Genomic DNA, 25,906 nt, shown 5'->3' on the forward strand with positions numbered 1-25,906 from the left:
ATTGATTTCGCTTAACGGGTCTGCACTACTTCGGCTACTGCGTTTTCATCCACTAAGGGCTGGATTGCTTCTTCTTCAGATGCCACGATCTTTGGTTGAATGGTCATCCCGTTCTCAATGTTCTGAATGCCTTCAAATACCAGACTTTCGCCCTCTTCCAATCCGGACTCTACGATGTAATAATGAGAAAATCTTGCCCTTGGGATAAAACTTCTCATTTCTACCTTGTTGTTTTCATCCACTACGTAGACAAAACTCCGGTCCTGAATTTCAAAAACGGCTTTCTGGGGAATGATAATGGCATTCCGAACCCGGTTGGTCAGGATTATTTTTCCGGTAGATCCGTGCTTCAGGATCTTGCTCGGATTTGGAAACCGGGCCCTAAATGCGATAGAGCCCGTATTGGCATTGAATTCACCCTGCATGGTTTCGATCATCCCTTTAAAGGGATAGGGTGACCCGTCGGCTAACACCAGCTCTACCACGTTATTTTCTGCCGTTTCATCCTTGGCTTTGATGTATTCCAGGTATTCGCGTTCCGAAACATTGAAATACACGTGCACCGAACTTACATCGGATACGGTGGTCAGTAAGCTGCCTTCATCAATCAAACTTCCGGTACGCAGCGGAATCCTGTCCGTAATCCCGTCAAACGGAGCGCGGATTTCCGTATAAGATAATTGAACGGCCGCATTGGCCTCGGCCGACCTTGCTTCCTCTATCTTAGCCATTACGGCATCGTATTTGGCCCGGGTCAGGTTCAGTTCAGATTCTGAAATTACATTGTTGTCGACCAAAATCTTCAACCGCTCCACCTCAAATTCCATCACCTTGGCCTCTGCCTTGGCACTTTCCAGGTTGGCCTTGGCTTTGGCCAGATCTGCCCTGTATTCCTGGTCATTCGTTTTGAAAAGGATCTGACCCTTTTTTACTTCTTTCCCTTCGTCCACATACACCCTTTCCAGAAAGCCTTCTGCACGAGCCCTCAATTCCACGTTTTGGATGGCTTTAATATCGGCCACGTAATCCCGGTGCAGGATGGTGTCCTTGGCCACCACCTTAATTACCGGAAACTCCCGGATGGATGATGAGCTGTTGTCAGCTTTTTCTTTTTCACTACATGAAAAAATAATACTGCATGCGGAAAGAAAAAAAACGATTCCGGCACCTTTTAATTTACTTCTTTTCATTACAAATTCTCCTTCAATTAACCTTCACTATCCTTATTTCTATGACCATGAAGATACTTAAAACCAGGCATAATTAATATAATTTATCTTTCTAACCAAGGGATAAATCTCCCAGGCTGGATATTACAGCGATCAACGGAGAATATATTGGATAAATAAAACGTATTTCAACTTTTATCCCGATCGCATGGGTTTTCTATTATTTTTGTGATTGGTATTACATCTCCACGATCCTAACAACATTTCAATTTCATGAAAAAAATCCTTACCGGAATGCTCGTTCTGATGCTATTGTTTCAGGAAAGCTACGCACAAACTGCCCCAAACCCCAAAAATTATGTGGCCTATTTTGTGACAGATCAATTGATCGTGGATGGAAAGCTGACCGAGTCGTCTTGGGAGCAGGCCCCCTGGTCAGAACCTTTTCTGGACATACAGGGACCGGACTTTCCCAAACCCCGGCAACTTACCCGAATGAAGATGCTGTGGGACGAAGCGTATTTATACATAGGCGTGCGGCTGGAGGAAAATCATATCTGGGCAACCTATACGGAGAGGGAATCGGTGATCTTTCATGAAAATGACATCGAAGTATTTCTGGATCCCGATGGGGATACCCACCATTATTACGAATTGGAAATCAATGCACTCGGAACCGTCTGGGACTTAATGCTCACGCGTCCCTATCGGGATGGTGGAAAACCTATCAATGGATGGAACATCAACGATTTTCGTCATGCCATCCACCTGGAGGGGAGCCTAAACGATCCCTCGGATGAAGATGACTACTGGTCCATTGAGATGGCCATTCCATGGAAAAGCCTTTCTCAATCCGGACCCAATTTCCGGGCTCCGCAATCCGGGGAGCAATGGAAAATTAATTTTTCAAGGGTTCAATGGCAGATTGAAGCCGAAGGGTCCGAATACCAAAAGAAAATTAACCCGGAGACGGGAAAACCCTTCCCGGAGGACAACTGGGTCTGGTCTCCCATGGGACTGGTCAACATGCACCTACCCGATCGATGGGGGCTGGTTCAGTTTTCGGATATTCCGGTCGGTACGGGAACGGAACCCTTCGTACCTAACCCGGACGAAGTGGTAAAAAGAGCACTACGTGAACTTTACGAAGCCCAACGGAAACTTTATGCCGAGCAGGGACATTATAGTACCCATCTGGAAGGCTTAAAGCGAACCAGTGAATTGGAGAAGGTGTTCTTTGAGGTAAGCGATACCCGGTTTAAACTTTCTTCGCCTTCATTGGTGAACAAAGAACAGCGGTGGTATATTACGGAAGACGGCAGAATTTGGAAAGAATGAAATCTTGCCTGCCTCTCAGACAGGCTTGATGACCTAGGGAGGGATGCCCCGATAGCTTTCGGGAAAGCAGGCGAAATGCTCCCGAACCAGGATCGGGACAGGCACCTGACCGCTAAAAGACAATAATAAACGAGTGAAATGACCCTAAAGGATGGTGAAAAATATTGGTAAGACCGCATTTTATCCCGCTATGGTAACCCTGAAACGGTTGGCTGTTTTCTGTCTGTGGCCTGGGCTCCTGGCAGCTTGTGAAGATACCTCCCTGGAAAATCGTTCACTGGTAAATATCCTACTAATAGATGCGCCGGGGGATTTTGATGAGGTGTGGATAGAGGTGTTAGGTGTCGAAGTATTACCCTCCGGGGTCAGGGGAAGTGCAGAGAATGCAAACTGGATTGACATTCCTTACCAAGCCGCAAGCAATATTGTGCGTATCAGTGACCTTGTAAACGACCAAAGATTATTGATCGGCCGCACAGAAATCCAATCCGGAACCATCAATGGAATCCGGCTTCGGCTGGGTGAAGAAATGTATCTGGTCAGGGATGAAACCCGGATAGATTTGGTGCCGGCTTCAAATTTGGAAACCTTATTGGATCTGGACGTATCCATCGACGTACAGGCGGGGCTTTCCTATGACTTATATATTGACGTTGACCTGGCTCAATCCATCCAACAAAGCACCGGAGAAAATTTTCAATTTGTTCCCAAAGTGAGGGCTTTTGTCACTGACCAAACCGCAGCCATCAGTGGCACGGTATTGCCCCGGAATACTCGACCTCATATCTTTGCGATAAGCGATACCGATACCCTAGCCACGCTAACCGAGAGCACCGGAGGGTTTCATATAAAGGGTTTGCCTCCTACGGACTACCGGATTTTAGTTGATGCACCTTCCGAATACCTGGATACTGCCTTTTGGGTCCGTACCAAACCGGATACGCTGGTAACCTTACCGAATATAACCCTTCAGCTTGAAAACCCCTGATGGAAAAGAATCACCAAAGCCCTGCCGAAGCGACGACAACCCAAGACCTGCTATTTATGCGCAGGGCCATGGAGTTGGCATCCTTGGGACAGGGACAGGTCCGTCCCAATCCCATGGTAGGTTGTGTAATTGTTCACGAAGGGATGATCATCGGAGAGGGCTATCACCGGCAGTACGGGCGAGAACACGCCGAAGTCAACGCCATTGCCAGCGTAGCGGATAGTAGCCTTCTTCCTGCCTCCACCCTATATGTCACCCTCGAACCCTGTGCTCATCATGGAAAAACCCCGCCTTGTGCGGATTTAATCGTTCAACATCAAGTCAAAAGAGTGGTTGTCGGAGCCGTAGACAGCAATCCGCTAGTAGGTGGTAAAGGGATCAAGCGGCTTGAAGAAGCCGGAATCCAGGTGGATAGGGGATTATTGGAACAAGAAATACGCTATCAAAACCGGCGCTTTTTTACCCAGATGGAGAAAGGAAGGCCCTATATCCTGCTGAAATGGGCGCAGACCAGGGATGGTTTTATCGCCCGGAGCAATTACGATAGCAAATGGATCAGCAATCCTCTTAGCCGGCAATTGGTCCATCGCTGGCGGGCGGAGGAACGGGCGATTTTGGTCGGCACCAACACCGCCCAATACGATAATCCGCAGCTAAATGTCCGGGACTGGACTGGAAAAAACCCGATCAGACTGGTGATAGACAAACAACTTAGACTGCCTTCGTCATTACTGCTTTTTGATGATTCCCAGCCTACGCTGATCTATAACCTAAAGGAGGATAAAACTTCCGGACAAACCCAATGGGTTCGAATGGATCCGGATTTTGGGATAAAAGACATACTCGAAGACTTACAACAACGAAACATCCAAAGTTTGATGGTGGAGGGCGGTGCTGCCCTGCTTCGCGACTTTATTAGCCAGGGGCTTTGGGATGAAGCCCGGGTGTTCACCGGGACCAATCGATTCGGCCTGGGGATTCCGGCACCGCTGCTTACCGAACTCCCAGTTGAACAACTTTTGCTGGATCAGGACCTGCTACAAACCTACACAAACCATGAGTGAAGAACTACACCTACCGCTCAATAGCGGAAAGAACGAATTGTATTCGGCACTGCTTCCGCAATTAGAGGCTCTTTTAGCAGGAGAAAGCGATCTGATCGCCAATCTGGCGAATACGGCTGCCGTATTAAAAGAGGCATTTGGGTTTTTATGGGTAGGCTTCTACCTGGTCAGGGAAGATCAACTGCTGCTGGGACCCTTTCAGGGCCCGGTGGCCTGTACACGAATTGGCTTTGGCAAGGGAGTCTGTGGAAAAGCCTGGGAAACCGGCCAAACACAGGTCGTTCCTGATGTGGAAGCCTTTCCGGGCCACATCGCCTGCAGCAGTGCCTCCCGCTCTGAAATAGTGGTGCCCCTATTTGCCAGGGGAAAGGTGGTGGCCGTACTGGATGTTGATTCCGACAAGGTGGGCCACTTTGATACCACCGACCAGCAATACCTGGAAAAAATGGCGCGGCTTATTTCCTTTCCCGGATAAGCTGCCTTAGTTTTACATTATGAAAATCTGTTTTGCTACAAATAATTCCAAAAAGCTGGAAGAAGTGAAAGCGGCTTTGGGAGCTGATTTTGAGGTGGTATCCCTTGCTGATATTGGCTGCCAGGAGGAATTACCAGAGACGGGAGATACCCTACAGCACAATGCCTTTCAGAAAGCACGGTATGTAAAGGCACATTATGGTGTCGACTGCTTTGCAGATGATACCGGACTGGAAGTGGAAGCCTTGGACGGAGCCCCCGGCGTGTATTCCGGAAGATTTGCAGGCGAACCCAGAAGTGACGAACGGAACTTATCGCTGTTATTGGAAAGAATGGCGGAAAAGGCTAACCGAAAAGCCTCCTTTCGAACCGTGATTGCGCTGCTTATGGGCGGTGAATCCCATGCTTTTGAAGGCAAGGTTGATGGTGAGATCCTGCAGCATCGCTCCGGTGAACAGGGTTTTGGTTACGATCCCGTTTTCCGGCCGGAAGGATATGAAAAAACCTTTGCAGAACTAACCCTGCAGGAAAAAAATGCCATCAGCCATCGAGGCCGGGCCGTCCGGAAATTGGCAGATTTCCTGAAAGCACATCATGCCGGAAAAACACCGTGACTGTACCTGACAACCATTCCCGTCCATGAACAACCCTTATATTATCGGCATTACAGGAGGAAGTGCCTCTGGAAAAACGCATTTCCTGGATCGCTTACTGCACGCCTTTGAGCCAGGGCAGGTCTGCCTGATATCTCAGGACAACTATTACAAACCCAGGAACCTACAACCGCTGGATGAGCGGGGCATTACCAACTTTGACACCCCGCATTCCATCGATTTTGAGCAATACGCGAACGATATCCGTCATATTCAACAAGGGAAAAGGGTGCAACGGCAGGAGTATACCTTTAACAATCCCAACAAAAAGCCCCGCATGCTCACCTTTGAGCCGGCTCCGGTGGTCGTTGTGGAAGGGATATTCGTGCTCTATTACCCCGAACTCGCCGCCCTTCTGGACCTCAAAGTATACATCGATGCCAAAGACCATATCAAATTGAAGCGGAGAATCGTGCGCGATAAAGTGGAGCGAGGATATGACCTGGATGACGTACTGTACCGATATGAACAGCATGTGATGCCTACCTACGAAAAATACATCGCTCCATTCAAACAAGATGCAGACCTGATCGTACCCAATAATCAGGGATTTGAAAAAGCATTGGAGGTGATCCGAACGTTTTTACACGTAAAAATAGCCGACAACTGATAGCAACCACCTGGATAGGCTATTCCTAATTAGTGACGCATTATCGAACTAAATAAAGCTAACCGCTTGAAATACAAGTGATTTATAGCTGAAAATAAAGTTTAGAATTACTGGTATCTAAAAAAATATTTCTATATTTGCGGCCCATGGAAAATAATAGGACAAATAGCGGAATGATACGCGAAAGGCTCACGCTCGTGCTGGTGTTGCTTTTTTGTACCTTTATTTCTGTTTCCGAATTCACCGTAGGGTTGGATGCAGACAGCAGTCCTATTGACGTTCGGTTTGATCTGAGTGGCGATAGTTCCGAGGAGGGATCTGGCGAGGAGGAGACCTTTATTCATACGGCGATAGATGCCGTGGTGCCCTTTGCGTTGGTAGTGATAGATCAAGCCTATCAGCTGATTTACGAGATATCGGGTGAAGGGAATCCCCACCTGGCCTTCGAAGCAGGTATCGGTCCTACTTTCAATCAGCTATTTGAAATACTTTTTGAGCACATAATTTCCGTGAATGCTCCCTGAGAGCGGATCTATTTAATTTCTTTCATTTTCATCTACGGACCAATTCCCTGGACCGCTAGAAACAGTCAACAAAAACATCACTTTATTAATTTATAATCATGAAAAACAAAGGCATTATCGTTTTTTTAACGGTGGTCATTACCGGGTTGTGTTTGTACTACCTCTCATTCACCCTGGTATCCAATAGTGTACAGGAAAAAGCGACCACCTACGCTACAGACGAGTCGGGTAACGTCGACTTTGATAAAAGGCAAACCTATCTGGATTCCGTTTGGCGGGAGCCCGTTTATAATTTTCTGGGCATTCCCTTCACTTACCAGGAGGTAAAAACCACCGAATTGGGGTTGGGATTGGATTTGCAGGGGGGCATGCATGTGACCCTTGAGGTTTCGCCTATAGAAATCGTCAAAGGCCTGGCTGGAGGAAGCGAGGATGCGGAATTTAACGAGGCCGTGGCCCAGGCCAGAGAGCAAGCCAAAACAGCCAACGAAAGTTTCGTCAACCTTTTTTATGCGGCCTGGCAGGAAGAGGCTGGCGACCGGCAGCTAAATACCATCTTCGCTACTGCTGCCAACCGGGGAAGAATCTCATTGGAGTCTTCGGATACCGATATTCTGAATATTATCGATGATGAGATTGAAAATGCCATTGACCGCTCTTTTAACATTCTAAGGACCCGAATTGACCGGTTTGGTACCTCGCAACCCAATATCCAACGAATTCAGAATACGGGAAGAATTCAGATAGAACTTCCTGGTGTGGACAATGCAGAGCGAGTACGAAACCTGCTACAGGGAGTAGCGAAATTGCAATTTTGGGAAGTGGCAGAAATCGATGAATTCGGAGATGCCTTGCAGCAAGTGAACACGTTTTTAGTGGGAGAAGCTCAGAGTGAACAGCCACAGGCTAGCACTGAGGACACTGAAGCCCTTTCTGACACAACCGATCTGGAGAGTGATTTGGCCAGGCAATTAGCCGAAGGGGGTTCAGATACGGATTCCTTAGGCATGGAGGTTTCTCCATTATTTTCGTTACTAAAGGCCAATTATGGTTTGGTGTATGAATTGAGAGACACCCTCACCATCAATAGAGTCTTGAACAGAGAGGATGTTCAGGCACTGCTTCCGCGGGACATCCGCTTTATGTGGTCCGTAAAACCTCAAGTGCAGGACGGAATGGATTTATTGGAATTGCATGCCATCAAAGCTCCCCGTGGAACCGACCAGGCACCTTTGGAAGGAGATGTCATAACCGATGCACGACAATCACTTGACCAAAGCTCCCGACCGGCCGTAAGCATGCAAATGAATGCAGAGGGAGCCCGAAACTGGAGACGCCTCACGGCAGAAAATATTGGAAACCGAATCGCGGTAGTTTTAGATAATTATGTCTACACCGCCCCTACCGTTCAGGGAGAAATTCCCTCCGGCCAATCCGAAATTACAGGTAATTTCACGATGGAAGAGGCCAAAGATTTGGCCAATATACTTAAATCGGGAACCCTGCCCGCTCCTACTAATATCGTAGAGGAGGCCATTGTAGGTCCCACATTGGGAATTGAAGCCCGAAACCAGGGAATCAACTCCATGATCGCCGGTTTGGTGCTGGTGGTCTTATTTATGGTAGCCTATTACTCCAAAGGTGGATTTGTGGCCATCGCCGCCTTGCTTTTCAATATCTTCTTTATTTTGGGTATTCTTGCCCAATTAGGTGCGGCACTTACCCTTCCGGGTATTGCCGGCATTGTGCTGACCATCGGTATGTCCATTGATGCCAACGTTCTTATTTTTGAACGAATTAAGGAAGAATTAAGAAATGGAGCCGGGATTCTACAGGCAATCAGCAGTGGTTATGATAAAGCATTTAGTGCTATTCTCGATTCGAATGTCACCACCTTTCTGACCGGAGCCATTCTGTATGCGCTAGGGCAGGGACCGGTTAAAGGCTTCGCCATCGTACTGATGATTGGTATTGCTTCGTCCTTCTTCTCCGCTGTGTTTATCACCCGGGTGATCGTATACTGGATGAGCAAAAAGGGAGATAAAAGCTCCATTTCGTTTGCCACATCCTTTACAAAAAACCTACTATCTGATCTTGCCATAGATTTTCTGGGCAAGCGAAAAGTGGCCTACCTGATCTCTTCCTCTATTATCGTCATAGGTATGATCCTGGCACTTACTTCAGGTCTGAAATTCGGCGTAGATTTTACCGGAGGAAGGTACTATATCGTAGAGTTTAATGAAGCCGTACCTGCCTCGGAACTTAAAGTAGGATTGGATAGTGAATTTGACGGTTCCGTAGAGGTAAAAACGTACGGGGCCAACAATGTTTTGAAAGTCACTACCTCTTATCTGGTAAATGAAGATAATGAGGAAGCTAACCGGGAGGTAGAGACCAAAATCAGGCAAGGTATTGGCGAAGTCACCGGTTTCAATTTTATTGAGGATGCCAGCCAAATGACAGAGGGAGCCTTTGCGATCACCGGATCCAATAAGGTAGGTGCCACCGTAGCCGATGACATCAAAAACTCTTCCCTGGAAGCCATGTTTTTCTCCCTGGTAGCCATTTTCCTTTACATCCTCTTACGATTCCGGAAATGGCAGTTCTCCTTGGCTTCCATTATTGCATTGGTTCATGACACGTTCTTTGTCATTGCAGCCTTTGCCATAGCCAGTGCTTTCGGTGCCACATTTGAAATCGACCAGGTGTTCATCGCGGCGATGCTCACAGTGATCGGTTATTCCATCAACGATACGGTGATCGTATTTGACAGGATCCGGGAAAACATCTCCAATAGGGGTACCGGCAAATTGGTTCAGATGTTCAACGATGCCATCAATCAGACCATGGCCCGAACCCTGATTACTTCAGCTACTACACTCATCGTAGTGCTTGTCCTACTCATTTTCGGGGGAGAAGTTTTAAGAGGGTTTTCCTTTGCGCTATTGATAGGAGTACTGATCGGTACCTATTCCTCCATATACATCGCCACTCCTGTAGTGGTGGATTTGATGAAGCGGGAGCTGGCGAATGAAGCTACCCCAACCACAAAAAAAGTAGCAGAGGTAAAAGGCTAATGTTGATTTCCCGGTGCTCGTCATTTGGGAAAAAAGAGGTATTTGGAAAGCCGGTTCTCACAGGACCGGCTTTTTTTGGTTTAAAATGCAAAATTTTTACCCCAAACAGGGTATTGCACGGGATACTTAGTTTAGATACCTTGCACTAAAAATATACCTTTATGCCGGTCTCTTTTTATTCCATCGCCTTACTACTTGGAATTTTGCTTTCTTCGCTGTATTTGCTTTTCGGAAAAGAGCTGAAAGAATATAAGAAAATCAATGCCCTGGTCCTATTGATTCTCATAAGCGAATTGCTATCCGAATCAGTCTGGAATTTTACCCGTTCCAGCGGAAAAGATTCCTTTCTGCTGTACAATGTACTCTTTGTCTACCTGAGACCTACCGTCACGCTCCTCCTTTTCAGCCATTTACCGTATTCATGTCACCTTCAAAGGAAGGTAGTACCAAGCATGGGCGTATTTCTGTTCTTCGGAATGCTGAACGCACTTTTTTTTCAATCCATCCTGTCCGGCATTCAATCCTACAGTTTCCTGGTTGGCCATGCCATGGTTTTGTTTTACAGCATCATCTTTTTCAAAGACATCCTTCATCAAAGCAAATACCGAGACGTAAACCTATTGTCCCTGCCCTATTTTTGGATGGCTTCCCTTATTTTATTTTCATTTGGAGAAAGCTATATATTTTTTATTTTGACACATTATTTGCCCTCTCTGGGCGATTACCAGATGGGGCACATATTTCACTGGGTACAGTTTTTTGCGGGCATTATGTACCTGACCCTAGGCTTGTCTTTCTATGCGCCCTTGGTTTTTAAAAGACGATACAGCTATTAAGTCAAGGATTGTTGAAAATATAGTTTTTTAATTTTAGCTGTAAGATGTAAATTTACCCATTCATTTTAAAAACGCTTTGTATGTCCTACTTATTTACTTCGGAGTCGGTTTCCGAAGGACACCCGGATAAAATATCCGATCAGATATCCGATGCCATCATTGATCATTTTTTGGCCTTTGACCCCAACTCCAAAGTAGCTTGCGAAACATTGGTCACTACCGGTCAGGTAGTCCTGGCAGGAGAAGTCAAATCCAACACCTACCTGGACGTTCAGAAAATCGCCAGGGATGTGATCAATAGGATTGGTTATACCAAAAGTGAATACATGTTTGACGGCAGTTCCTGTGGCGTATTGTCCGCTATACACGAACAATCTCCCGACATCAATCAGGGCGTTGACCGCAGTAGTCCGGAAGAGCAAGGGGCCGGTGACCAGGGAATGATGTTTGGTTATGCCACCAATGAAACGGATAACTACATCCCGCTAGGTCTTGACCTTTCCCACCGCTTATTAAAGGAATTAGCCAAACTCCGGCGCGAAAACGAGCAGATCCAATACCTTCGGCCTGATTCCAAAGCGCAGGTCACCATTCAATACGGCGACGATCACCTTCCCGAAAAGATCAATACCATCGTGGTTTCTACCCAACACGATGATTTTGCAGAGGAGGAGGCCATGTTGAAAAAAATTAAAAAGGACATTATTGAAATTTTAATCCCAAGGGTAAAGGCCCAGTTGCCTGCTTCGCTTCAGAAGTTATTTACCGATGACATTATTTATCACATTAATCCTACCGGCAAATTTGTCATCGGGGGACCTCATGGGGATACCGGACTTACCGGAAGGAAAATTATTGTCGACACCTACGGTGGAAAAGGGGCCCATGGCGGAGGAGCCTTCTCTGGGAAGGATCCCTCAAAAGTAGACCGGTCGGCAGCCTATGCAACCCGCCATATTGCCAAAAACCTGGTAGCAGCCGGAGTAGCCGATGAAGTGCTGGTGCAGGTATCGTATGCCATCGGAGTGGCAAAACCCATGGGCATCTTTGTGGACACCTATGGCAGTTCCAACGTACAGCTATCGGATGGTGAGATCGCCAAAAAGGTAGAAAAGTTATTTGACATGCGGCCCTTCGCTATTGAAAACCGCCTTAAGCTTCGAAATCCCATTTACGAGGAAACCGCTGCCTACGGCCATATGGGAAGAGAAAGCGAGGTGGTTTCCAAGACTTTCTTCTCCCCCGATAAAGCCTCTATCACCCTGGATGTGGAGTTATTTACCTGGGAGAAATTGGATCAGGTAGCCGCTATTAAAAAGGAATTTGGTTTGTAATGGCTGGATTTCTTAGCCTAGCTAAAAGCTGCCTTACCCGGCAGCTTTTTTTATTGCTTCTATTCCGGTAAATTGTACCGGTCTGGCACTATGTACTTCCTAAATTGAAACCTATGGACCATTTGAAAAACTACCTTGAAAGCAGTCTCCACCTATTCCGGTTCTACAAAAGCCTGGGAGAAAAAGCCCTGGAGCAGGTAGCAGACGACAAGCTTTTCTGGCAATACAATGCCGACAGCAATAGCATGGCTACGATTGTCAAGCACATGGCCGGAAACATGCATTCCCGCTGGACGGATTTTTTAGCTTCGGATGGAGAAAAACCCTGGCGCGAGCGGGATGCGGAGTTTGAAAATGATATCCGTAGCCGGGAAGAAATGATGCAGATTTGGGAGGAAGGATGGGAGGTGCTTTTTGCGGCCGTTGAACCCCTCAGCCCCAACGATTTTGAAAAAACCGTCTATATACAAAACAAGGCTCATACGGTAATGGATGCCATGAACCGGCAGCTGGCCCACTATGCTTCGCATGTAGGACAGTTGATATATTTAGGCAAAATGCTTCATTCCGGTACTTGGCAAAGCCTGAGTGTTCCCAAAGGACAATCAAAAACATTCCATCAAACTACCTTCGGGAAAGCCGGAAACGACCCCCTCTCTACTGATGAATTTCCTAAAAAAGATCAATCCTAAAACATGAGCGGCAGCAAAAGCGAGGCTGACAAGTTGTATGAAAAGCTGGTGCGGGAGGAACTAGGTAGGTGGTTATACCAAACCAAAAAGAAACCCTCCCTGCTAAACCGGCTTACTAAAGGCACCCAACGGTCACTCAACAACCTGATACCTGAGAAAATCCATCAGGCGATCACCTTCGCCATAGAAAAAATGGTCAAGGGCGTATTGGTCGGGAATGAATACATCGGGCCAAAACCTTATCCGATGGAACATTTACGGCTAAAGGAGTTCAAGGCAAGGAAGGCCATCCGGTTTTACAAGAGAACCGCCTCTGTGGAAGGGGCCGTCACCGGGGCCGGTGGTATCTTGATGGGATTCGCTGACCTTCCAGCATTCTTAGCCATCAAGATGAAAATGCTCTTCGAAATTGCTGCCGCTTATGGCCACGATGTCCGGAATTTTAAAGAGCGGGTTTTTATCCTGACGATTTTTAAACTCACCTTTTCCAGTCAGAAAACCAGAAATGAAACCGTCTCATTGGTAGAAAACTGGAACGAAAAAGCAATGGAACTTCCTGATAATTTTGACAGGTACGATTGGCGTACCTTCCAACTCGAATACCGGGACTACATGGACCTGGCCAAGCTGGCCCAGTTGATCCCGGTAATTGGTGCCGGTGTCGGTGCTGTGGCGAACTACCAGCTAAGCCAACAACTGGGAGACACGGCCATTCAGGCTTACCGCCTCCGGTTTTTTGCCGAAAGAAGTCCGATTGAATAATCCTTATTTCAAGTAAACCCGCTGCCCTTTTTCAGCACTTTCCCGGGCAGCATCCAGAATCTCAACCACTACCATGTTATTTTCCAAGCTGGAAAGATCGCCAGGACTTACCTTTATAGTTCCCCGAACCACGGCAGCCAGGTACGAAAAGGGATCATCAAAGGGATACGCACGCCCAGGAAGGGTTAGTTCTTTTTCTAAATCCTCTCCAGCTGTCCTACTGATCAAGCGGGTATCGTTCTTGGCGATATAATAGCCTGTTTTTCCATAAACCTCCATGTCCTTTCGGCTAAAAGGCCAGTTCCAGGAGGCCTGTATCACCCCCTGCGTTTCCGGATAATCCAGGAGAATGGTCGCCTCGTCGTCCACCTCGGGATAGATCTCCGGTTTTATTTGTTTGAGTTCGGCGGTAACAGAGATGGGTTTTTCTCCATTCATTAGCCAGGTCATCAGATTGGCCCCGTAACAGCCAAAATCAATGACCGCCCCTCCGCCATTCTGTACCGGATCGGTAAGCCAATCCAGAAATTCCTGATTGACTCCTATTTCCATTGGCCCTTCATGACCGTCGTTAATAACTACTCTTCGAAGAGGTCCTATAGGGGAATCGTTGGAAACCTGCTTTTTGACTTCATGATTACTCGCATACCAGGTCGTTTCGTAGTTCGTCAGCAGGTGAATATCGTGTTTTTTGGCCAGGGCCTGCATTTCCAGCGCATGCTCCATGCTTACTGCCAGCGGTTTTTCCACCATCACGTGGATACCCCTCGGCGCACAGGCCTGCACCACCTCCAAATGTTCGTAAATGGAACCAAAAGCCGTTACTGCCTCGGGTTTGACTTCCTTAAACAAAGACTCCATATCCGGATACACCAGGTCCATTGATATTCCATGACGGGATGTAAACCTGCGAGCCAGGTCTTCATTTGGCTCCACAATGCCCACCATCTCGATGTCGCCTTTATCAGCCCTTCCCAGGATCCAGTGTACGTGTGAATGCGTGAGCCCCACCACCGCAATTTTTACAGGGGATTGCGCCATGCTTATCTGGATGCCCGAAAGAAGACAAAAAACAATAATTAATAGGGTTTTCATATTCAGTTATTTTTAAAGGGTTCAAGTACTTTTTGGAAAATGCCCTGGGAGTTATTCCTTCTCTTCTTCCGGGCTTTTTGCCTTCTCTTTTTATTCTGGATTGATCCCTTGACCAATACAGACCGGACAGAGATGCCTACCTGCCCGCTGTACCAGGGCTCCCTTCCCAGCACGTTTACATTCGGTTTATAATCTACAGAAAAGGAAACGCCCATCAAAGTCATTTCTACGCCGGCGATAATATCCACCCCAATCGTCCGATTGCCATAGGTCTGAATGATGGTTTGGGTTTCCGGCACTTTTTCCCGGCTTTCCTCCAGGCCCAGGGATATCCCGGCACCGTAATAGTAATTGAATCGCTTAGAAATCAGGGGGCGATGCTTTTTTAGCAATGCATGTACGGTAGTATTGGCGTTAAAATCGGATTGGAGAATCGCTTCCGCCGATAAGCCTTTCTGAATCCGCTGCTGTGCACTGAGGCCCAGCATACGATAGGAATTATTGTTGGCCAACCGAAGCCCCAGGGCCGTGCCGTAGGACTGTGCATGGGCACTACCGGGTAACGTACACCCTGCCATGAACGTTATGAGTACTATAAATACTAATTTCTGCATAGGGAATCCCATTAAGTCTGCCAATTCTAACAAAAAACCAGCCAACTAGCTGCGTGTTTCAGGAGAAAAAGGCTGAAAGGCCCCTAATCACTATATTTGCCGGTATCAGCCGCAAATAAAATAAGGGATTATTGCGAAACGCAAATTAATAAGTAAATTTAACAAGTATTCAAACGCCCATAACTCATGAAAACGTTCCTATTCCTTTTTTGTATTGTGATCTACTTTCAGCTTCCAGCCCAGGATTTGGAAGGAGCCTGGAAACTAACCCATCAAAATGGTAATCCCATCACCGATCAGGAATTTATCAAAATCTATCAGGATGGTTATTTTGCTTTTGGGGCAAAAGAAATTGCCGGAAACAAATTTATGTATGCCGGAGGCGGTGAGTATAACCTGGAAGGTAATAGCTATGCAGAAAGCCTTGACTTTTTGACGCTGGATCCGGAGCAGGTAGGCACCACTAACCAGTATACACTGGATTTTGCCAACAACCGCATCGTTATTTCCGGCAAAATAAAAGGAGAAGATCTGATAGAAATTTGGGAGAAAGTTTCGTCCCGTAAAGACGACCTCACCAGAAACTGGGTAATTACGGGCAGGAAACGGGATGGTGAAATTTCCGAAATGACCCCAGGAGCCAGGAGAACGGTAAAAATTCTTAGCGGCGGGCGTTTCCAGTGGATTGCATTTAACTCGGAAACAAAAGAATTTAGCGGTACCGGTGGTGGCACCTATGAAGCTACCGATGGAAACTATACCGAAAGCATCACTTTCTTTTCCAGAGATGATAGCCGGGTAGGAGCGGAACTAAATTTTAAATACGAAGTAATGGATGGCAAGTGGCATCATAGCGGACTGAGCAGCACGGGTAATCCGATCTATGAAATCTGGTCTCCGTATGAAGAAGCCTATCAACCTGCTAAGTAAGGATAAGCTGAATCATCCCTCATTTTTTACTTTATATGAATAGAAAAGAAATTAAGGAAAGGAGGCAATTTTTACTAAATAATCTCCTGAAGGGTCTTTCTTATCTCGTTTTGCTGGTAGGCGTGTTTCTATTGCTGCGGCAGTTCAGCACCGAGGATCAACGATATGCCTGGTTTGGACCCATTTATGATAACGCCGTATTGGTCATAAGCCTTTTCATCTTATCTGAGATTCTTTTTGGTATCATTCCGCCGGAAGTGTTTATGCTCTGGTCGCTGGAAACGGGGATGATCGGTCCCTATTTCTTCAGTATTGGCATCCTGTCTTTGATTTCATATGGGGCAGGATTTTTAAACTTTAACATTGGCCGGTGGATCCGGGATAAAAACTGGATCAACCGCGCCCGATTTCCCCGCCTAAAAAAATACATGCGTTTATTTGAAAAATTCGGTGGGTACCTGGTGGTAGTGGCATCCCTTACTCCCTTGCCCTTCTCCGCCATATCCTTGCTTTCAGGAATGGGTGGCTTGCTTCCCAGGAACTATTTGCTGCTGAGTCTTTTTCGGATTCTAAGGTATTTTTTATATGCCCTGATTTTATCTGGAATAGATAATTTGTAATTGACAAATGAGAAAAAAACCTCCATATCGGAACTACTGGTTAGCGGGTGTTTTACAATATTTTTAACAGAATCACTAAAAACCAGGCATTTTTTTAAATTCTTTCTTAAATTCGGCGGATAAATTGATCATGAAGAAAAAAAGAATTGCCGTTAATGGTTGTGGTAGAATCGGCCGCCTGACCATCAAGCTAATACTGGATCGGCCCGACCTCGAACTGGTCGCTGTGAATGATTTAACCGATCCCAAAACACTGGCTCACCTGTTGCAATACGATTCCGTACATGGCAAATACGCCCAGCGATTTATCGAAAATGACGGAAATATCCAGGTGGGAAACAAAACCATCCGGATCTTCGCTGAAAAAAATCCCGAACGTATCCCCTGGAAGCATCTTGACATAGATGTGGTCTTGGAGGCGACGGGAAAATTTACAGACCGGGAAGGGGCTGCCTTGCACCTGAAGGCAGGAGCCCGAAAAGTTATCATCACCGCTCCCTCTAAAAGCCCGGATGTTCCCATGGTCGTCCTGGGTGTCAACGAAGGAATCCTTAGAGGTGATGAAGACATCGTCTCCAATGCTTCCTGTACCACCAACTGCCTTGCCCCGATGGTAAAAGTGCTGGACGAAGCGTTTGGCATCGTAAGGGGTTATGTTTCCACGGTACATTCCTATACAAACGACCAAAACCTACACGATGCTCCCCACAGGGATTTACGAAGGGCCAGGGCGGCAGCTTATTCCATTATTCCCACCACTACCCATGCCGCCAAAGCCATGGAAGTGGTTTTGCCGAAACTCAGCGGTAAAATTGAAGCCTCTGCCATGCGCGTACCCGTTCCGGATGGTTCACTAACCGATCTAATCGTACTCTTGGAAAAGGATGTGGATAGCCGCTCCATCAACAACGCCTTTCGGAAAGCTTCCCTGACTGACTTTAAGGGAATCATCGAATATTCGGAAGACCCTCTGGTTTCCATCGATATTGTTGGAAACCCCCATTCCTGTATTTTGGATGCCGGGCTTACTTCTTCCATGGGCAATCTGGTGAAAGTGGTAGGCTGGTATGACAACGAATCCGGCTATTCCAACCGATTGGTCGAACTGGTAACTAAAATTTGACCCCTACCGCTGGGTATTCTCCAACCAGAGGTATGGCAAATCGCCCTCTACCCACTGATCAAAATACCGGGTATAATCCGAGCCAAAGACCATGGATCCCAATAAAATATCCAAATCTCCGTCCCCATCCATGTCTCCAACATCCATGGCTATCCAGCGACCCGCCGATGATCCTGGAAAAGTACTGGCCTCAAAATGACCGTTTCCTTGGTTTTCCAGGTACACAAATCCTTCTTCCGGGGCATTTTCAAAATCCGGGAAAAAAGAAATAGCCGCAATATCCAAATCACCATCCCCATCAAAATCGGCTGGAATGGCCTTATAGGCTCCGGGTAAGGGATAGAAAAACTCCTCCTCAAACCGGTTTCGGCCATCATTGATAAAAATCCGAATACCGTGGTAGGGTTTGGTAATCGGATCGTAGTCTGCATTGTCACCTGCGGTATAGATGATGTCCAGGTGTCCGTCATCATTGAAGTCGACCAGGTCGAAAAAACTGGAACCGTAACTGGGAGGAAACCGCAGGACTGGTTCTTCAACAAAATTGCCATTCCCTTGATTATGGTAAATAAAAATACCTTCATCTCCCTGCCCAAAAAGCGCGATGATATCCTGACGCCCGTTGCCATTCAGGTCCCGAATATAGGCCTTAGTCGCGCCGGGCTTGCTTTGCAAAACGAATTTCTGATAATTTCCCGCCCGATCCTGCTTCCACCAGCTTAGGCTCCCGGTCTGTTTGCCATATTCACAGATCACTAAATCATCCCTGCCATCTCCATCCAAATCCCCTCTGTCCAGGTGAACGGGGCGTTGCAAGTTCTGAACCAAAATGCGGGTCGGATCGCCCGGTCCTTCCGGCAGTTGCATCACATAGCCCAGATCCATATCCGTAGGGTTAAACGTCCCGATGACCAAAGCTAAGGTACCAGCATCGTCCTGGTGAATCCAGGAGGTCCCTTCGGGAATCCGTGCCGTCTTTAATACCTGAAAATCGGCATCCATAATGGCTAAGGCAGACCTACCCACATCACTGATGTAAAACCGGTCAGGGACATCCATTTTAACCATCAGCGTCATGGGATTTTTGGTTTTGCCTCCGGGCTTTTTCAGGTTAAAATAAGGCAGGCCGACACGGACCGGCTCCTCCCGCTCTTTCAATGGCAATTTCGCAGGGGCTTCTTCCAGATAGTAGGCACTTATTTTTTTAAAAATCAGGGTATCCATCGTAGGTGTGAGTGGGAAAACACCTTTTTGTTCCACAATCTGTCCTGCCCTTCCTCCTTCCAGTATCCAATCCCGAAGGGTATCATTCGCATAGATCCCATAGTAATGTCCCATTCTGGGTAAGATGGTTTTCCATGTCGCCTTGTCCAACAGGTTGGGATCCGGCAACAGGTGGCAGCCGGTACAATACCTCGCTGCCAGTGTGGATGCGGGCTGCTCCAAAAGGGAGGAAGCAGGCTCTTTCCCGGATTCGGTCACCAGCTGAGTATTTTCCTTTCTCTCTTTGGTCTCGGTCCCACAACTCCATACCATAGCCAAAAAGAACCAGAGGAACCATTGCTTGCTACCGCTCATGCCCAAAGAACCCATCATACCGAAAAATGTTGGTAAATGGATTGCTGATCTATCGTTTCAAGCGGCATGATGCATGGAGGGTACTTCATGTGTTTATCCCAGTTTGCTGATCCGGATTCATTTTTACGAATATAAAGGTTCGCCTTTACATGGGAATGAGATTTTTAATTTTTTAATCTTCTACCAGTCAGGTATGGACCTAAAGATTGTAAACCGTGCCGCTTTTCGACCCATCAAATATGCTTAAAAAACGGGCAGATGAAAGATTTGCTAGCTAAACCTGCTTGCCATCAGCCTGCTTTGCTTCTTCTATTATGAAATAGATACTGAATGGTCGCATATAAAGTAGCGCCGTCCACGGGTTTGGATAAAAATTCATCAATACCCACGCTAAGCCCTTTTGACCTGGCAATTTCTGACAGGTCAGCTGTAACGGCAATAATAGGGATTTTCTGATACTCGCTGCCGCAATGGCCCGAACGAATGGCATGGGTAGTCTCGTAGCCATCCAAAACGGGCATCTGCAAATCCATTAAAATCAAATCGTATCCCGGCATTTTCAACCGTTCCAAGGCAGCAGCTCCATTTACGGCCATATCAAACGAAGTGTTTTGCCAAGCCTTAAATGTCACCTTCAATATCAGGCGAATAACCGGATCATCATCGACGATCAATAGCCGCTTTCCTCCCAGGTCAAAAATGCTGTTTTCCATATCCTTCCCCACGCTTTACCTTAAAAAAATAAACTTAAAGCTGTTCAATAATTCCGTAATAATAGATAATTCAAAATTATCTTACAAGAATTTAGGATAGGTTACATATTTACGACAATTAATTTCATTTTTCTATAATTATAAATTATAATTGATGACATAAATGGTTTGCTTCGATGAGTAATAAAACCAGTAATCATGAGAAAAGAATCTTTCATTCCGTTTCTTGCTTTTTTAATCCTAACGATTTCTTGTAACAACAATGATGAACCAACCGCCCAGGGAATTAGAAATGTAACTTCCCAATTGTGTAATAATATCAGTGGTGTGGAAGGATTGTATTGGGACATCTCCAATGGTGTGAATCGAGGAGATATTCCCGGAGGAGTACCGACCGTCGCACAGTTGGGAGGAAATTTCATCCACTCAGGCCACCCCTTACTTGGATTTACGTATCCAAGTGGGTATTCACCGGTCGAACTTCGGCAGGACAATCCCCTGCTGATCGGAGTGAACCTGTTGAGGAATGATGACCAGGCTGTTTGGCGTTATTACCTGCAAACGGTAAATTCCGCCACCAATGCCACCCAGGTGCTTCAGTCGGAAATCAATCAATTTCTAAATTTTGTGGGGGGGAATGGCCAAAATTTAGAGGTCGCCTGCAGCAACAATGCCAGCGGAAGCCAGGCCAGCACCGGTATGCAGCAAACCTTTGCCTCCCGCATGATCCGATCCCAGGGCTTTACCGGGGTTTTTGTGGTGGACGTAAAAGTTTTTCCTGATTTAGGGTTTTCTTTTATTGCTACTCAGGTCAGTTTTTCTCCGACAGCTGATTTCGAAAACGAAATTCTCACCACCTATTTGCCCGTATCCTGGCAACTTCTCTTTACCGACAGTGGAAGCAGCCCCGACAGGGACGGAGACGGGGTACCTGATGACCTGGACCGCGCTCCCGATGATCCTACCAGGTGGTAAATACGTTACGAAATTAAAATTTCCTATATTTCCCAAAATTCCAAACCAGCAAACCCATATCCATGCCGCAAATCAGGGTCTTTTGTAAAGAAATAAGCCCTCCGGACTGGAAGGAACATAAACGTTCCCAAACCGATAGCGTCCTTGATATCTGGCGGATTCCCCTTTCTTCGCCCGATCATGTAGTTGAACATTTAAAAGAATTGCTGACGGATGAGGAAATCCAACAAGCCGATCGGTACCTGCAAAAAGAAGACCGAATCAGGCAGCTATTGGGAAAAGGATTTCTTAGGAAACTAATACAGTTTTACCTGAATGAAAGACAAATTCAGTTTGGTAAAAACCGGTTTAACAAGCCCTTCCTGATTGGAAGGGACCATTTTCATTTTAACATCAGTCACTCAGGTAAATGGGTAGTTATTGCCCTTGCTGATTGTGAAGTGGGGATTGACATTGAACCACTAGATTCCCGTTTTGAATATCAGGAACTGCTTTCCGGCATTTTTTCACCTTCAGAAATCGAATTTATTGAAAAATCCCCCGACCCGGTTCACTCTTTTTATAGGATATGGACACGGAAGGAGGCCTTGCTCAAAGGGATCGGGCAGGGAATCACCGACCAAATGAGTGAATACTGTCTACTGGATGGCCTTCAACAATTCTATTTCTCCGAAAAAATACCTTACGAACAATGGGACATTCGAAGTTTTGTCATGAATTCAAACCACTATGTAAGTCTTGCCTTTCCCTCAAAAGAGCATCGGCCGCGATTTTTTAACTGGGATTCCTTGCCTTTTGGCTAGCATCCCCAGAGCAGGGATAACCTAAAAACCAGACGGGTGTCCTGCGTTTGGATGCCATCTGTTTTCAATCAAACAGTGCCAGCATGGTATCCCCGTCCAGGGCACCCAAAAAACTATCTCCCTCTGCGATAACTTCTGCGGCCAGCTTGCTCTTTGATTCTTGGAGTTTCACGATTTTTTCTTCCACCGTGTCTTTGCATATCATGCGGTAAGCTATCACGTGCTTCTCCTGTCCCATCCGGTAACAGCGGTCTATGGCCTGGTTTTCTACCGCTGGATTCCACCAGGGGTCCAGAATGTACACGTAATCAGCAGCGGTGAGATTAAGGCCCGTTCCTCCTGCTTTAAGACTGATCAAAAATACCCGCTTGGAGGGATCCTGCTGAAATTGGTTCACCCGGGACTCCCGCTCTTTCAGGCTGGTCTTGCCGTCCAGATAGGTATAGGGTATGTGGTTTTCCGTTAATTTTTCCTGCACGATATCCAGCATTTTTACAAACTGACTGAATACCAGCAATTTATGATTTCCCGTCTTTTCTTTGACATGTTCTAATAGTAAATCAATTTTTGCAGAGCTTTCCATTTCCCCGGTATGGGAAACCAATTTGGTAGCATCACATACCTGCCGCAATCGCGTCAAACCCTCCAACACATACATTTTTGACTGTTCGGCCCCCTCTTCCTCAAACTTTTTCAGCAGGTAGTCTCTGTATTCGTTCCGGTAGGCATCGTATACCTTGCGCTGGGCTGGCTCCATTTCACAGTAGAGGTATTCCTCGGTTTTATCCGGCAGCTCTGTGAGCACTTCTTTTTTGGTTCTTCTCAGAACAAAGGGGTCGATTTTTTTCCGCAATTCATCCAGGATAGCCTCATCTCCCTTTTTTAAAGGATCCAGGTAGCTTTCCTTGAACGCCTTAAACGAATGAAAAAACCCTGGATTGACAAAGTTCATTTGGGCATAAAGCTCCGCCAGCCCGTTTTCGATGGGCGTTCCGGTAAGGGCGATTTTAACCTTGCCCTTTAGCCTGGTGATGGCTTTGTAGCGCCGGGACTGCGTGTTTTTGATGGCTTGGGACTCATCCGCAATGATCAGATCAAATTCCAATTGTTGTAATAATTCCAGATCATTGATCACCAAACCATAACTGGTCAACAAAACCTGATGCTTTTGGAGGGCTTCTACCTGATCATAGCGGTTGCCATGGTGGATAAAATAATCCAGATGAGGCGCAAACTTTTCCAATTCATCCTTCCAATTAAACAACAGGGTGGTGGGAGCTACCACGAGTACCTTTGTTCCTTTTTTGGAAGTTAACTTACAGATCAGGGTAATGAGCTGGAGCGTTTTCCCCAAGCCCATGTCATCCGCCAGGATCCCACCCCAGTGGTATTCTCGCAGGAAATTGAGCCAATTGAAACCAGCTTTTTGATACGGTCTGAGTTCAGCCTTTAGTTGCTTCGGAATCCGGGTCGATTTGATACTGGAAAATTGCTTTAACTTTTTCTTCTTTTCTTCAATTTCCGCAAGGATCTCCGGAAAATTGTGAAGTTCTTCCACCTCATCCATCAAATTAAACTGGGTTTTAGAGATGTTGAGTTGGTCTTTATCGGTTTCGCCGCTGCGAAACAAGCGGCTAAACTTCCGAACCCACTCTTCTGGCAGAATACCGATGGTCCCGTCTGTCAGTTCTACGTAATTCCTATCCCGATCCAAGGCCCTCTTGATGTCTTTTAATTTGACCTTATTATTTCCGAAAGCGACCTCCGCCTTGAGTTCAAACCAGTCCTGTCTGGAACGGAATTCGAGGTTTACCTTCGGGGCGAAAAGGGAGTATTTTTTTATCTTGATGTCTTCCAAGCCAAATACCGTCACCTGATTTTCCTTCAAGGTTTCAAAAGCTTTCATAAACCAAAGGTTTTCCATAAAGCTATCGTGCGTCAGGTGAAAAAACCCCTGGTTACCCCCTCTTCCAAAATTGGGATGCAGAGATCTGAGAAATGCCACGAAATCGTCTTCCACATCCTCGTCCCTCAGGTAAAGGGTTTTACTCTCGGCATCTATGATGCTGTTGCCCTCCAGGGGATTCGAAAATGCCTGCGGACCATATTTGATGGCCGGGCGAAAAATCACCAGTCCGCTGAGTTCTGACACATACAATTGCTTTTGTAGCAAATGGCTACGGTCGGATTCGTTGAAAAGGCCAGATTCGTCCATGATTTCAAGGTTATTTGACAGGGGTACTATTATTTTGTGGAAATATTCCTCCACATCCTTTTCCAAAAAATGGAAAACAGGGTAATGCAGCAAGAGTTTTAGGTTATCCAGATCCTTCTGGTTTTGAAACACCAACAGTTGGCGGTCCTCCCATATGACAAAGGCCGGGGTGATGATCAACTTATTTTTTTCCGATTCCAATTCTATGCTATCCGCTTCCGTCCGGATAATGGGCGCAAGCTCATAGATCATCCCAGACCTGCGAATCCTCAGCGTGAGACTCGCAGACCTTACCTGCAAAGGTGCGCCAAAATACTTTTTTTTGATCTTCCCTTTCTGATACTCGTAGACGGGAGCCTGATAGTTGAATAAGGAATAGCCCTCCATTGCCGCCAGAAATTCCTTGAAAAGGCTGCCTAATTTTTCGGTTTTCTTTTTAGAGATGGCTTGATTTATTTTGTCTATGGCAATTATGACCCGGTCCATCCCTTCATTATTCGCCAACCGGGGATCAAAGGGATCCTCTATTTCGGTGAACTTTACCGATAATTCCTCCGGCCTGTTTTTACTTCCTTTGGCCATGAAAGCAAAAACACTGTGAATATTTCTATCGTGGGTTAATACAAAGGCCAACCCCGGATTGTATTGGCCCAATTCGGAATCATTAACCTCCGGCAGTAGTTGATCTGCTTTTTTCTGGCTGCGTATTCCTTCTTTTTTAAACCATTGAGAAAGGGAATCGACATTATAGAGTCCCCGAATTGGTCCGGCAGGAAACATGCCCAATTCCCCTTTCGAAAACAAAAACTCAAAGGCCGTCAGGGGCTCGGCTACCTGATCTTGTAATCCCCATTTGGCCAATTGCTCCTCAGCCGCTTTCTTTCGCTGCCCGGGAGTCAGGTACTGAAGGTCCCCCAAATCTAGCTGAGTGAACCGTTTTTTGAGCCACTCCAACCCCGTACGAACAAGGTTTTTTCGCTGATAATCACCATCTATTATGACCTGTTGACCATCAAAGCCAACACGTAACAAATGACGCTGCCCATTAATATCAACGACATAGGTGATTTCACTATCTGACAGATCGGCTCCGTACAGGTTTTCATAAATAAATTTGCCCGGTTCACTATCGATTTTTTTTCCCAATTGGGGTATTTCGTTTTCCGAACAAGCAATTTTTATGGGAAAAGATAAGTCCTCTTTCTCCCGCTTCGTTTTCACAAACGGATTCGGTTCCGGGATTTCTAATCCGTCAGGTCTATCTTTCCTGTAATCAAATCCTTTGGTCAAGACTAGAAAATAAATTGCCGCTGCCACATGTTTACACTGACGATTTTCAGCGAAATAGGGACAAATACAATCCACAGGATTTTGGTCAACATTACCAGAAAATGGGTTATCACTCTTGCTGGAAAAAAATTCGTTGAGCATCGTATACTCAAGACAGATACGTACCGAATAATAGGGTTCCAAATTTCCCTCCACTTCAAAAAAATACGTTTCGTCCGCAGGGCTATAATAGACGAATTCCACTTTTTTATCCGAAAAAAGGGTGTACCCTCTGTTGAGCAAAACCGGATTAACGAACGACTTTAGTTTGTCAAGCTGACTTTTGTGTAGAAATGGTAGACTCATACGCTAAAAGAAAGTCAAAATTAAATTTCTTTTGCAGGTGTAAAAAATATCTCATGGGAAAAACATTGGATAATTAACTTTAAT

The 25,906-nt window shown here is 46.2% G+C and carries 23 protein-coding genes; 17 read left to right on the forward strand and 6 right to left on the reverse strand.

Features of this window, described 5'->3' with window-relative positions; all coding sequences use genetic code 11:
• Positions 1–11: 11 nt before the first annotated feature.
• Positions 12–1,190 (reverse strand): efflux RND transporter periplasmic adaptor subunit, encoded by a 1,179-nt coding sequence (locus tag GJQ68_RS07020; RefSeq protein WP_162416601.1) that lies wholly within the window; start codon positions 1,188–1,190, stop codon positions 12–14.
• A 252-nt stretch (positions 1,191–1,442) separates the two neighbouring features.
• On the opposite strand from GJQ68_RS07020, the gene GJQ68_RS07025 reads away from it, so the two are divergent.
• The 12 genes from GJQ68_RS07025 to GJQ68_RS07080 all read left to right on the forward strand — a co-directional run bounded on the left by GJQ68_RS07025 (position 1,443) and on the right by GJQ68_RS07080 (position 13,521).
• Positions 1,443–2,507, forward strand: a complete 1,065-nt coding sequence (locus GJQ68_RS07025) for a carbohydrate-binding family 9-like protein (RefSeq protein ID WP_162416602.1) — start codon at positions 1,443–1,445, stop codon at positions 2,505–2,507.
• A gap of 151 nt (positions 2,508–2,658) precedes the next feature.
• Entirely contained in the window at positions 2,659–3,495 is an 837-nt protein-coding gene (locus tag GJQ68_RS07030) for a DUF4382 domain-containing protein (RefSeq protein WP_162416603.1), read from the forward strand.
• A complete protein-coding gene (gene ribD, locus GJQ68_RS07035; RefSeq protein WP_235941175.1) occupies positions 3,495–4,559 on the forward strand; it encodes a bifunctional diaminohydroxyphosphoribosylaminopyrimidine deaminase/5-amino-6-(5-phosphoribosylamino)uracil reductase RibD in 1,065 nt (354 codons plus the stop codon). Before GJQ68_RS07030 ends, ribD begins: the two co-directional genes overlap by 1 nt.
• Complete coding sequence (locus tag GJQ68_RS07040; protein WP_162416604.1) at positions 4,552–5,034, forward strand: GAF domain-containing protein; 483 nt, start codon at positions 4,552–4,554, stop codon at positions 5,032–5,034. The genes ribD and GJQ68_RS07040 overlap by 8 nt, the downstream gene beginning before the upstream one ends.
• Before the next feature lie 19 nt (positions 5,035–5,053).
• On the forward strand, positions 5,054–5,647 hold the full coding sequence (locus GJQ68_RS07045; protein ID WP_162416605.1) for a non-canonical purine NTP diphosphatase: 594 nt from the start codon (positions 5,054–5,056) through the stop codon (positions 5,645–5,647).
• A 25-nt stretch (positions 5,648–5,672) separates the two neighbouring features.
• The gene (gene udk, locus GJQ68_RS07050; protein ID WP_162416606.1) at positions 5,673–6,296 is read left to right on the forward strand and encodes a uridine kinase; all 624 of its coding nucleotides are present in this window, start codon (positions 5,673–5,675) and stop codon (positions 6,294–6,296) included.
• 146 nt (positions 6,297–6,442) lie between these two features.
• A complete protein-coding gene (locus tag GJQ68_RS07055; RefSeq protein WP_162416607.1) occupies positions 6,443–6,820 on the forward strand; it encodes a hypothetical protein in 378 nt (125 codons plus the stop codon).
• A 98-nt stretch (positions 6,821–6,918) separates the two neighbouring features.
• Positions 6,919–9,897, forward strand: coding sequence for a protein translocase subunit SecDF (gene secDF, locus GJQ68_RS07060; protein ID WP_162416608.1), 2,979 nt, complete (start codon positions 6,919–6,921; stop codon positions 9,895–9,897).
• 161 nt (positions 9,898–10,058) lie between these two features.
• Positions 10,059–10,733, forward strand: a complete 675-nt coding sequence (locus tag GJQ68_RS07065) for a hypothetical protein (RefSeq protein WP_162416609.1) — start codon at positions 10,059–10,061, stop codon at positions 10,731–10,733.
• An 80-nt stretch (positions 10,734–10,813) separates the two neighbouring features.
• The gene (gene metK, locus GJQ68_RS07070; protein WP_162416610.1) at positions 10,814–12,067 is read left to right on the forward strand and encodes a methionine adenosyltransferase; all 1,254 of its coding nucleotides are present in this window, start codon (positions 10,814–10,816) and stop codon (positions 12,065–12,067) included.
• A gap of 113 nt (positions 12,068–12,180) precedes the next feature.
• Complete coding sequence (locus GJQ68_RS07075; protein ID WP_162416611.1) at positions 12,181–12,759, forward strand: DUF1572 family protein; 579 nt, start codon at positions 12,181–12,183, stop codon at positions 12,757–12,759.
• Between the two features lie 3 nt (positions 12,760–12,762).
• Positions 12,763–13,521, forward strand: coding sequence for an EcsC family protein (locus GJQ68_RS07080; protein ID WP_162416612.1), 759 nt, complete (start codon positions 12,763–12,765; stop codon positions 13,519–13,521).
• Between the two features lie 3 nt (positions 13,522–13,524).
• On the opposite strand, the gene GJQ68_RS07085 is transcribed toward GJQ68_RS07080, so the two are convergent.
• Positions 13,525–14,616 (reverse strand): Gfo/Idh/MocA family protein, encoded by a 1,092-nt coding sequence (locus tag GJQ68_RS07085; RefSeq protein WP_162416613.1) that lies wholly within the window; start codon positions 14,614–14,616, stop codon positions 13,525–13,527.
• 2 nt (positions 14,617–14,618) lie between these two features.
• Entirely contained in the window at positions 14,619–15,230 is a 612-nt protein-coding gene (locus tag GJQ68_RS07090) for a hypothetical protein (RefSeq protein WP_162416614.1), read from the reverse strand.
• A gap of 186 nt (positions 15,231–15,416) precedes the next feature.
• Here GJQ68_RS07090 and GJQ68_RS07095 point away from each other — a divergent pair, with 186 nt between their 5' ends.
• The 3 genes from GJQ68_RS07095 (at position 15,417) to gap (ending at position 17,903) form a co-directional block, all read left to right on the forward strand.
• A complete protein-coding gene (locus GJQ68_RS07095) occupies positions 15,417–16,160 on the forward strand; it encodes a hypothetical protein (RefSeq protein ID WP_162416615.1) in 744 nt (247 codons plus the stop codon).
• Positions 16,161–16,195: 35 nt separating this feature from the next.
• Complete coding sequence (locus GJQ68_RS07100; RefSeq protein ID WP_162416616.1) at positions 16,196–16,780, forward strand: YqaA family protein; 585 nt, start codon at positions 16,196–16,198, stop codon at positions 16,778–16,780.
• 130 nt (positions 16,781–16,910) lie between these two features.
• Entirely contained in the window at positions 16,911–17,903 is a 993-nt protein-coding gene (gene gap / locus GJQ68_RS07105) for a type I glyceraldehyde-3-phosphate dehydrogenase (protein ID WP_162416617.1), read from the forward strand.
• Positions 17,904–17,906: 3 nt separating this feature from the next.
• Here gap and GJQ68_RS07110 read toward each other — a convergent pair whose 3' ends face one another.
• Together GJQ68_RS07110 and GJQ68_RS07115 are read right to left on the reverse strand one after the other, a co-directional pair.
• Positions 17,907–19,499: an FG-GAP repeat domain-containing protein gene (locus GJQ68_RS07110; RefSeq protein WP_235941181.1), complete on the reverse strand. Its 1,593-nt coding sequence runs from the start codon at positions 19,497–19,499 to the stop codon at positions 17,907–17,909.
• 272 nt (positions 19,500–19,771) lie between these two features.
• Positions 19,772–20,194: a response regulator gene (locus GJQ68_RS07115; RefSeq protein ID WP_162416618.1), complete on the reverse strand. Its 423-nt coding sequence runs from the start codon at positions 20,192–20,194 to the stop codon at positions 19,772–19,774.
• Between the two features lie 198 nt (positions 20,195–20,392).
• Here GJQ68_RS07115 and GJQ68_RS07120 point away from each other — a divergent pair, with 198 nt between their 5' ends.
• A complete protein-coding gene (locus tag GJQ68_RS07120; protein WP_162416619.1) occupies positions 20,393–21,169 on the forward strand; it encodes a hypothetical protein in 777 nt (258 codons plus the stop codon).
• A gap of 62 nt (positions 21,170–21,231) precedes the next feature.
• Positions 21,232–21,972: a 4'-phosphopantetheinyl transferase family protein gene (locus tag GJQ68_RS07125; RefSeq protein ID WP_162416620.1), complete on the forward strand. Its 741-nt coding sequence runs from the start codon at positions 21,232–21,234 to the stop codon at positions 21,970–21,972.
• A gap of 64 nt (positions 21,973–22,036) precedes the next feature.
• Here GJQ68_RS07125 and GJQ68_RS07130 read toward each other — a convergent pair whose 3' ends face one another.
• Positions 22,037–25,822, reverse strand: a complete 3,786-nt coding sequence (locus GJQ68_RS07130; protein WP_162416621.1) for a DEAD/DEAH box helicase — start codon at positions 25,820–25,822, stop codon at positions 22,037–22,039.
• Between the last annotated feature and the right edge of the window lie 84 nt (positions 25,823–25,906).

Origin of the sequence: Cyclobacterium roseum, from assembly GCF_010119225.1 — a bacterium.
GTDB lineage: Bacteria > Bacteroidota > Bacteroidia > Cytophagales > Cyclobacteriaceae > Cyclobacterium > Cyclobacterium roseum.

What these genes read in the sequence shown, in the direction of transcription:
- GJQ68_RS07080 (WP_162416612.1), top strand. Translation starts at nt 12,763, where the DNA reads ATGAGCGGCAGCAAAAGCGAGGCTGACAAGTTGTATGAAAAGCTGGTG.
- udk (WP_162416606.1), top strand. Translation starts at nt 5,673, where the DNA reads ATGAACAACCCTTATATTATCGGCATTACAGGAGGAAGTGCCTCTGGA.
- GJQ68_RS07110 (WP_235941181.1), bottom strand. Translation starts at nt 19,499, where the DNA reads ATGATGGGTTCTTTGGGCATGAGCGGTAGCAAGCAATGGTTCCTCTGG.
- GJQ68_RS07095 (WP_162416615.1), top strand. Translation starts at nt 15,417, where the DNA reads ATGAAAACGTTCCTATTCCTTTTTTGTATTGTGATCTACTTTCAGCTT.
- GJQ68_RS07065 (WP_162416609.1), top strand. Translation starts at nt 10,059, where the DNA reads ATGCCGGTCTCTTTTTATTCCATCGCCTTACTACTTGGAATTTTGCTT.
- gap (WP_162416617.1), top strand. Translation starts at nt 16,911, where the DNA reads ATGAAGAAAAAAAGAATTGCCGTTAATGGTTGTGGTAGAATCGGCCGC.
- GJQ68_RS07020 (WP_162416601.1), bottom strand. Translation starts at nt 1,190, where the DNA reads ATGAAAAGAAGTAAATTAAAAGGTGCCGGAATCGTTTTTTTTCTTTCC.
- GJQ68_RS07030 (WP_162416603.1), top strand. Translation starts at nt 2,659, where the DNA reads ATGGTGAAAAATATTGGTAAGACCGCATTTTATCCCGCTATGGTAACC.
- GJQ68_RS07040 (WP_162416604.1), top strand. Translation starts at nt 4,552, where the DNA reads ATGAGTGAAGAACTACACCTACCGCTCAATAGCGGAAAGAACGAATTG.
- GJQ68_RS07085 (WP_162416613.1), bottom strand. Translation starts at nt 14,616, where the DNA reads ATGAAAACCCTATTAATTATTGTTTTTTGTCTTCTTTCGGGCATCCAG.
- GJQ68_RS07130 (WP_162416621.1), bottom strand. Translation starts at nt 25,822, where the DNA reads ATGAGTCTACCATTTCTACACAAAAGTCAGCTTGACAAACTAAAGTCG.
- GJQ68_RS07120 (WP_162416619.1), top strand. Translation starts at nt 20,393, where the DNA reads ATGAGAAAAGAATCTTTCATTCCGTTTCTTGCTTTTTTAATCCTAACG.
- GJQ68_RS07025 (WP_162416602.1), top strand. Translation starts at nt 1,443, where the DNA reads ATGAAAAAAATCCTTACCGGAATGCTCGTTCTGATGCTATTGTTTCAG.
- GJQ68_RS07055 (WP_162416607.1), top strand. Translation starts at nt 6,443, where the DNA reads ATGGAAAATAATAGGACAAATAGCGGAATGATACGCGAAAGGCTCACG.
- metK (WP_162416610.1), top strand. Translation starts at nt 10,814, where the DNA reads ATGTCCTACTTATTTACTTCGGAGTCGGTTTCCGAAGGACACCCGGAT.
- GJQ68_RS07090 (WP_162416614.1), bottom strand. Translation starts at nt 15,230, where the DNA reads ATGCAGAAATTAGTATTTATAGTACTCATAACGTTCATGGCAGGGTGT.
- ribD (WP_235941175.1), top strand. Translation starts at nt 3,495, where the DNA reads ATGGAAAAGAATCACCAAAGCCCTGCCGAAGCGACGACAACCCAAGAC.
- GJQ68_RS07125 (WP_162416620.1), top strand. Translation starts at nt 21,232, where the DNA reads ATGCCGCAAATCAGGGTCTTTTGTAAAGAAATAAGCCCTCCGGACTGG.
- GJQ68_RS07075 (WP_162416611.1), top strand. Translation starts at nt 12,181, where the DNA reads ATGGACCATTTGAAAAACTACCTTGAAAGCAGTCTCCACCTATTCCGG.
- GJQ68_RS07115 (WP_162416618.1), bottom strand. Translation starts at nt 20,194, where the DNA reads ATGGAAAACAGCATTTTTGACCTGGGAGGAAAGCGGCTATTGATCGTC.
- GJQ68_RS07045 (WP_162416605.1), top strand. Translation starts at nt 5,054, where the DNA reads ATGAAAATCTGTTTTGCTACAAATAATTCCAAAAAGCTGGAAGAAGTG.
- secDF (WP_162416608.1), top strand. Translation starts at nt 6,919, where the DNA reads ATGAAAAACAAAGGCATTATCGTTTTTTTAACGGTGGTCATTACCGGG.
- GJQ68_RS07100 (WP_162416616.1), top strand. Translation starts at nt 16,196, where the DNA reads ATGAATAGAAAAGAAATTAAGGAAAGGAGGCAATTTTTACTAAATAAT.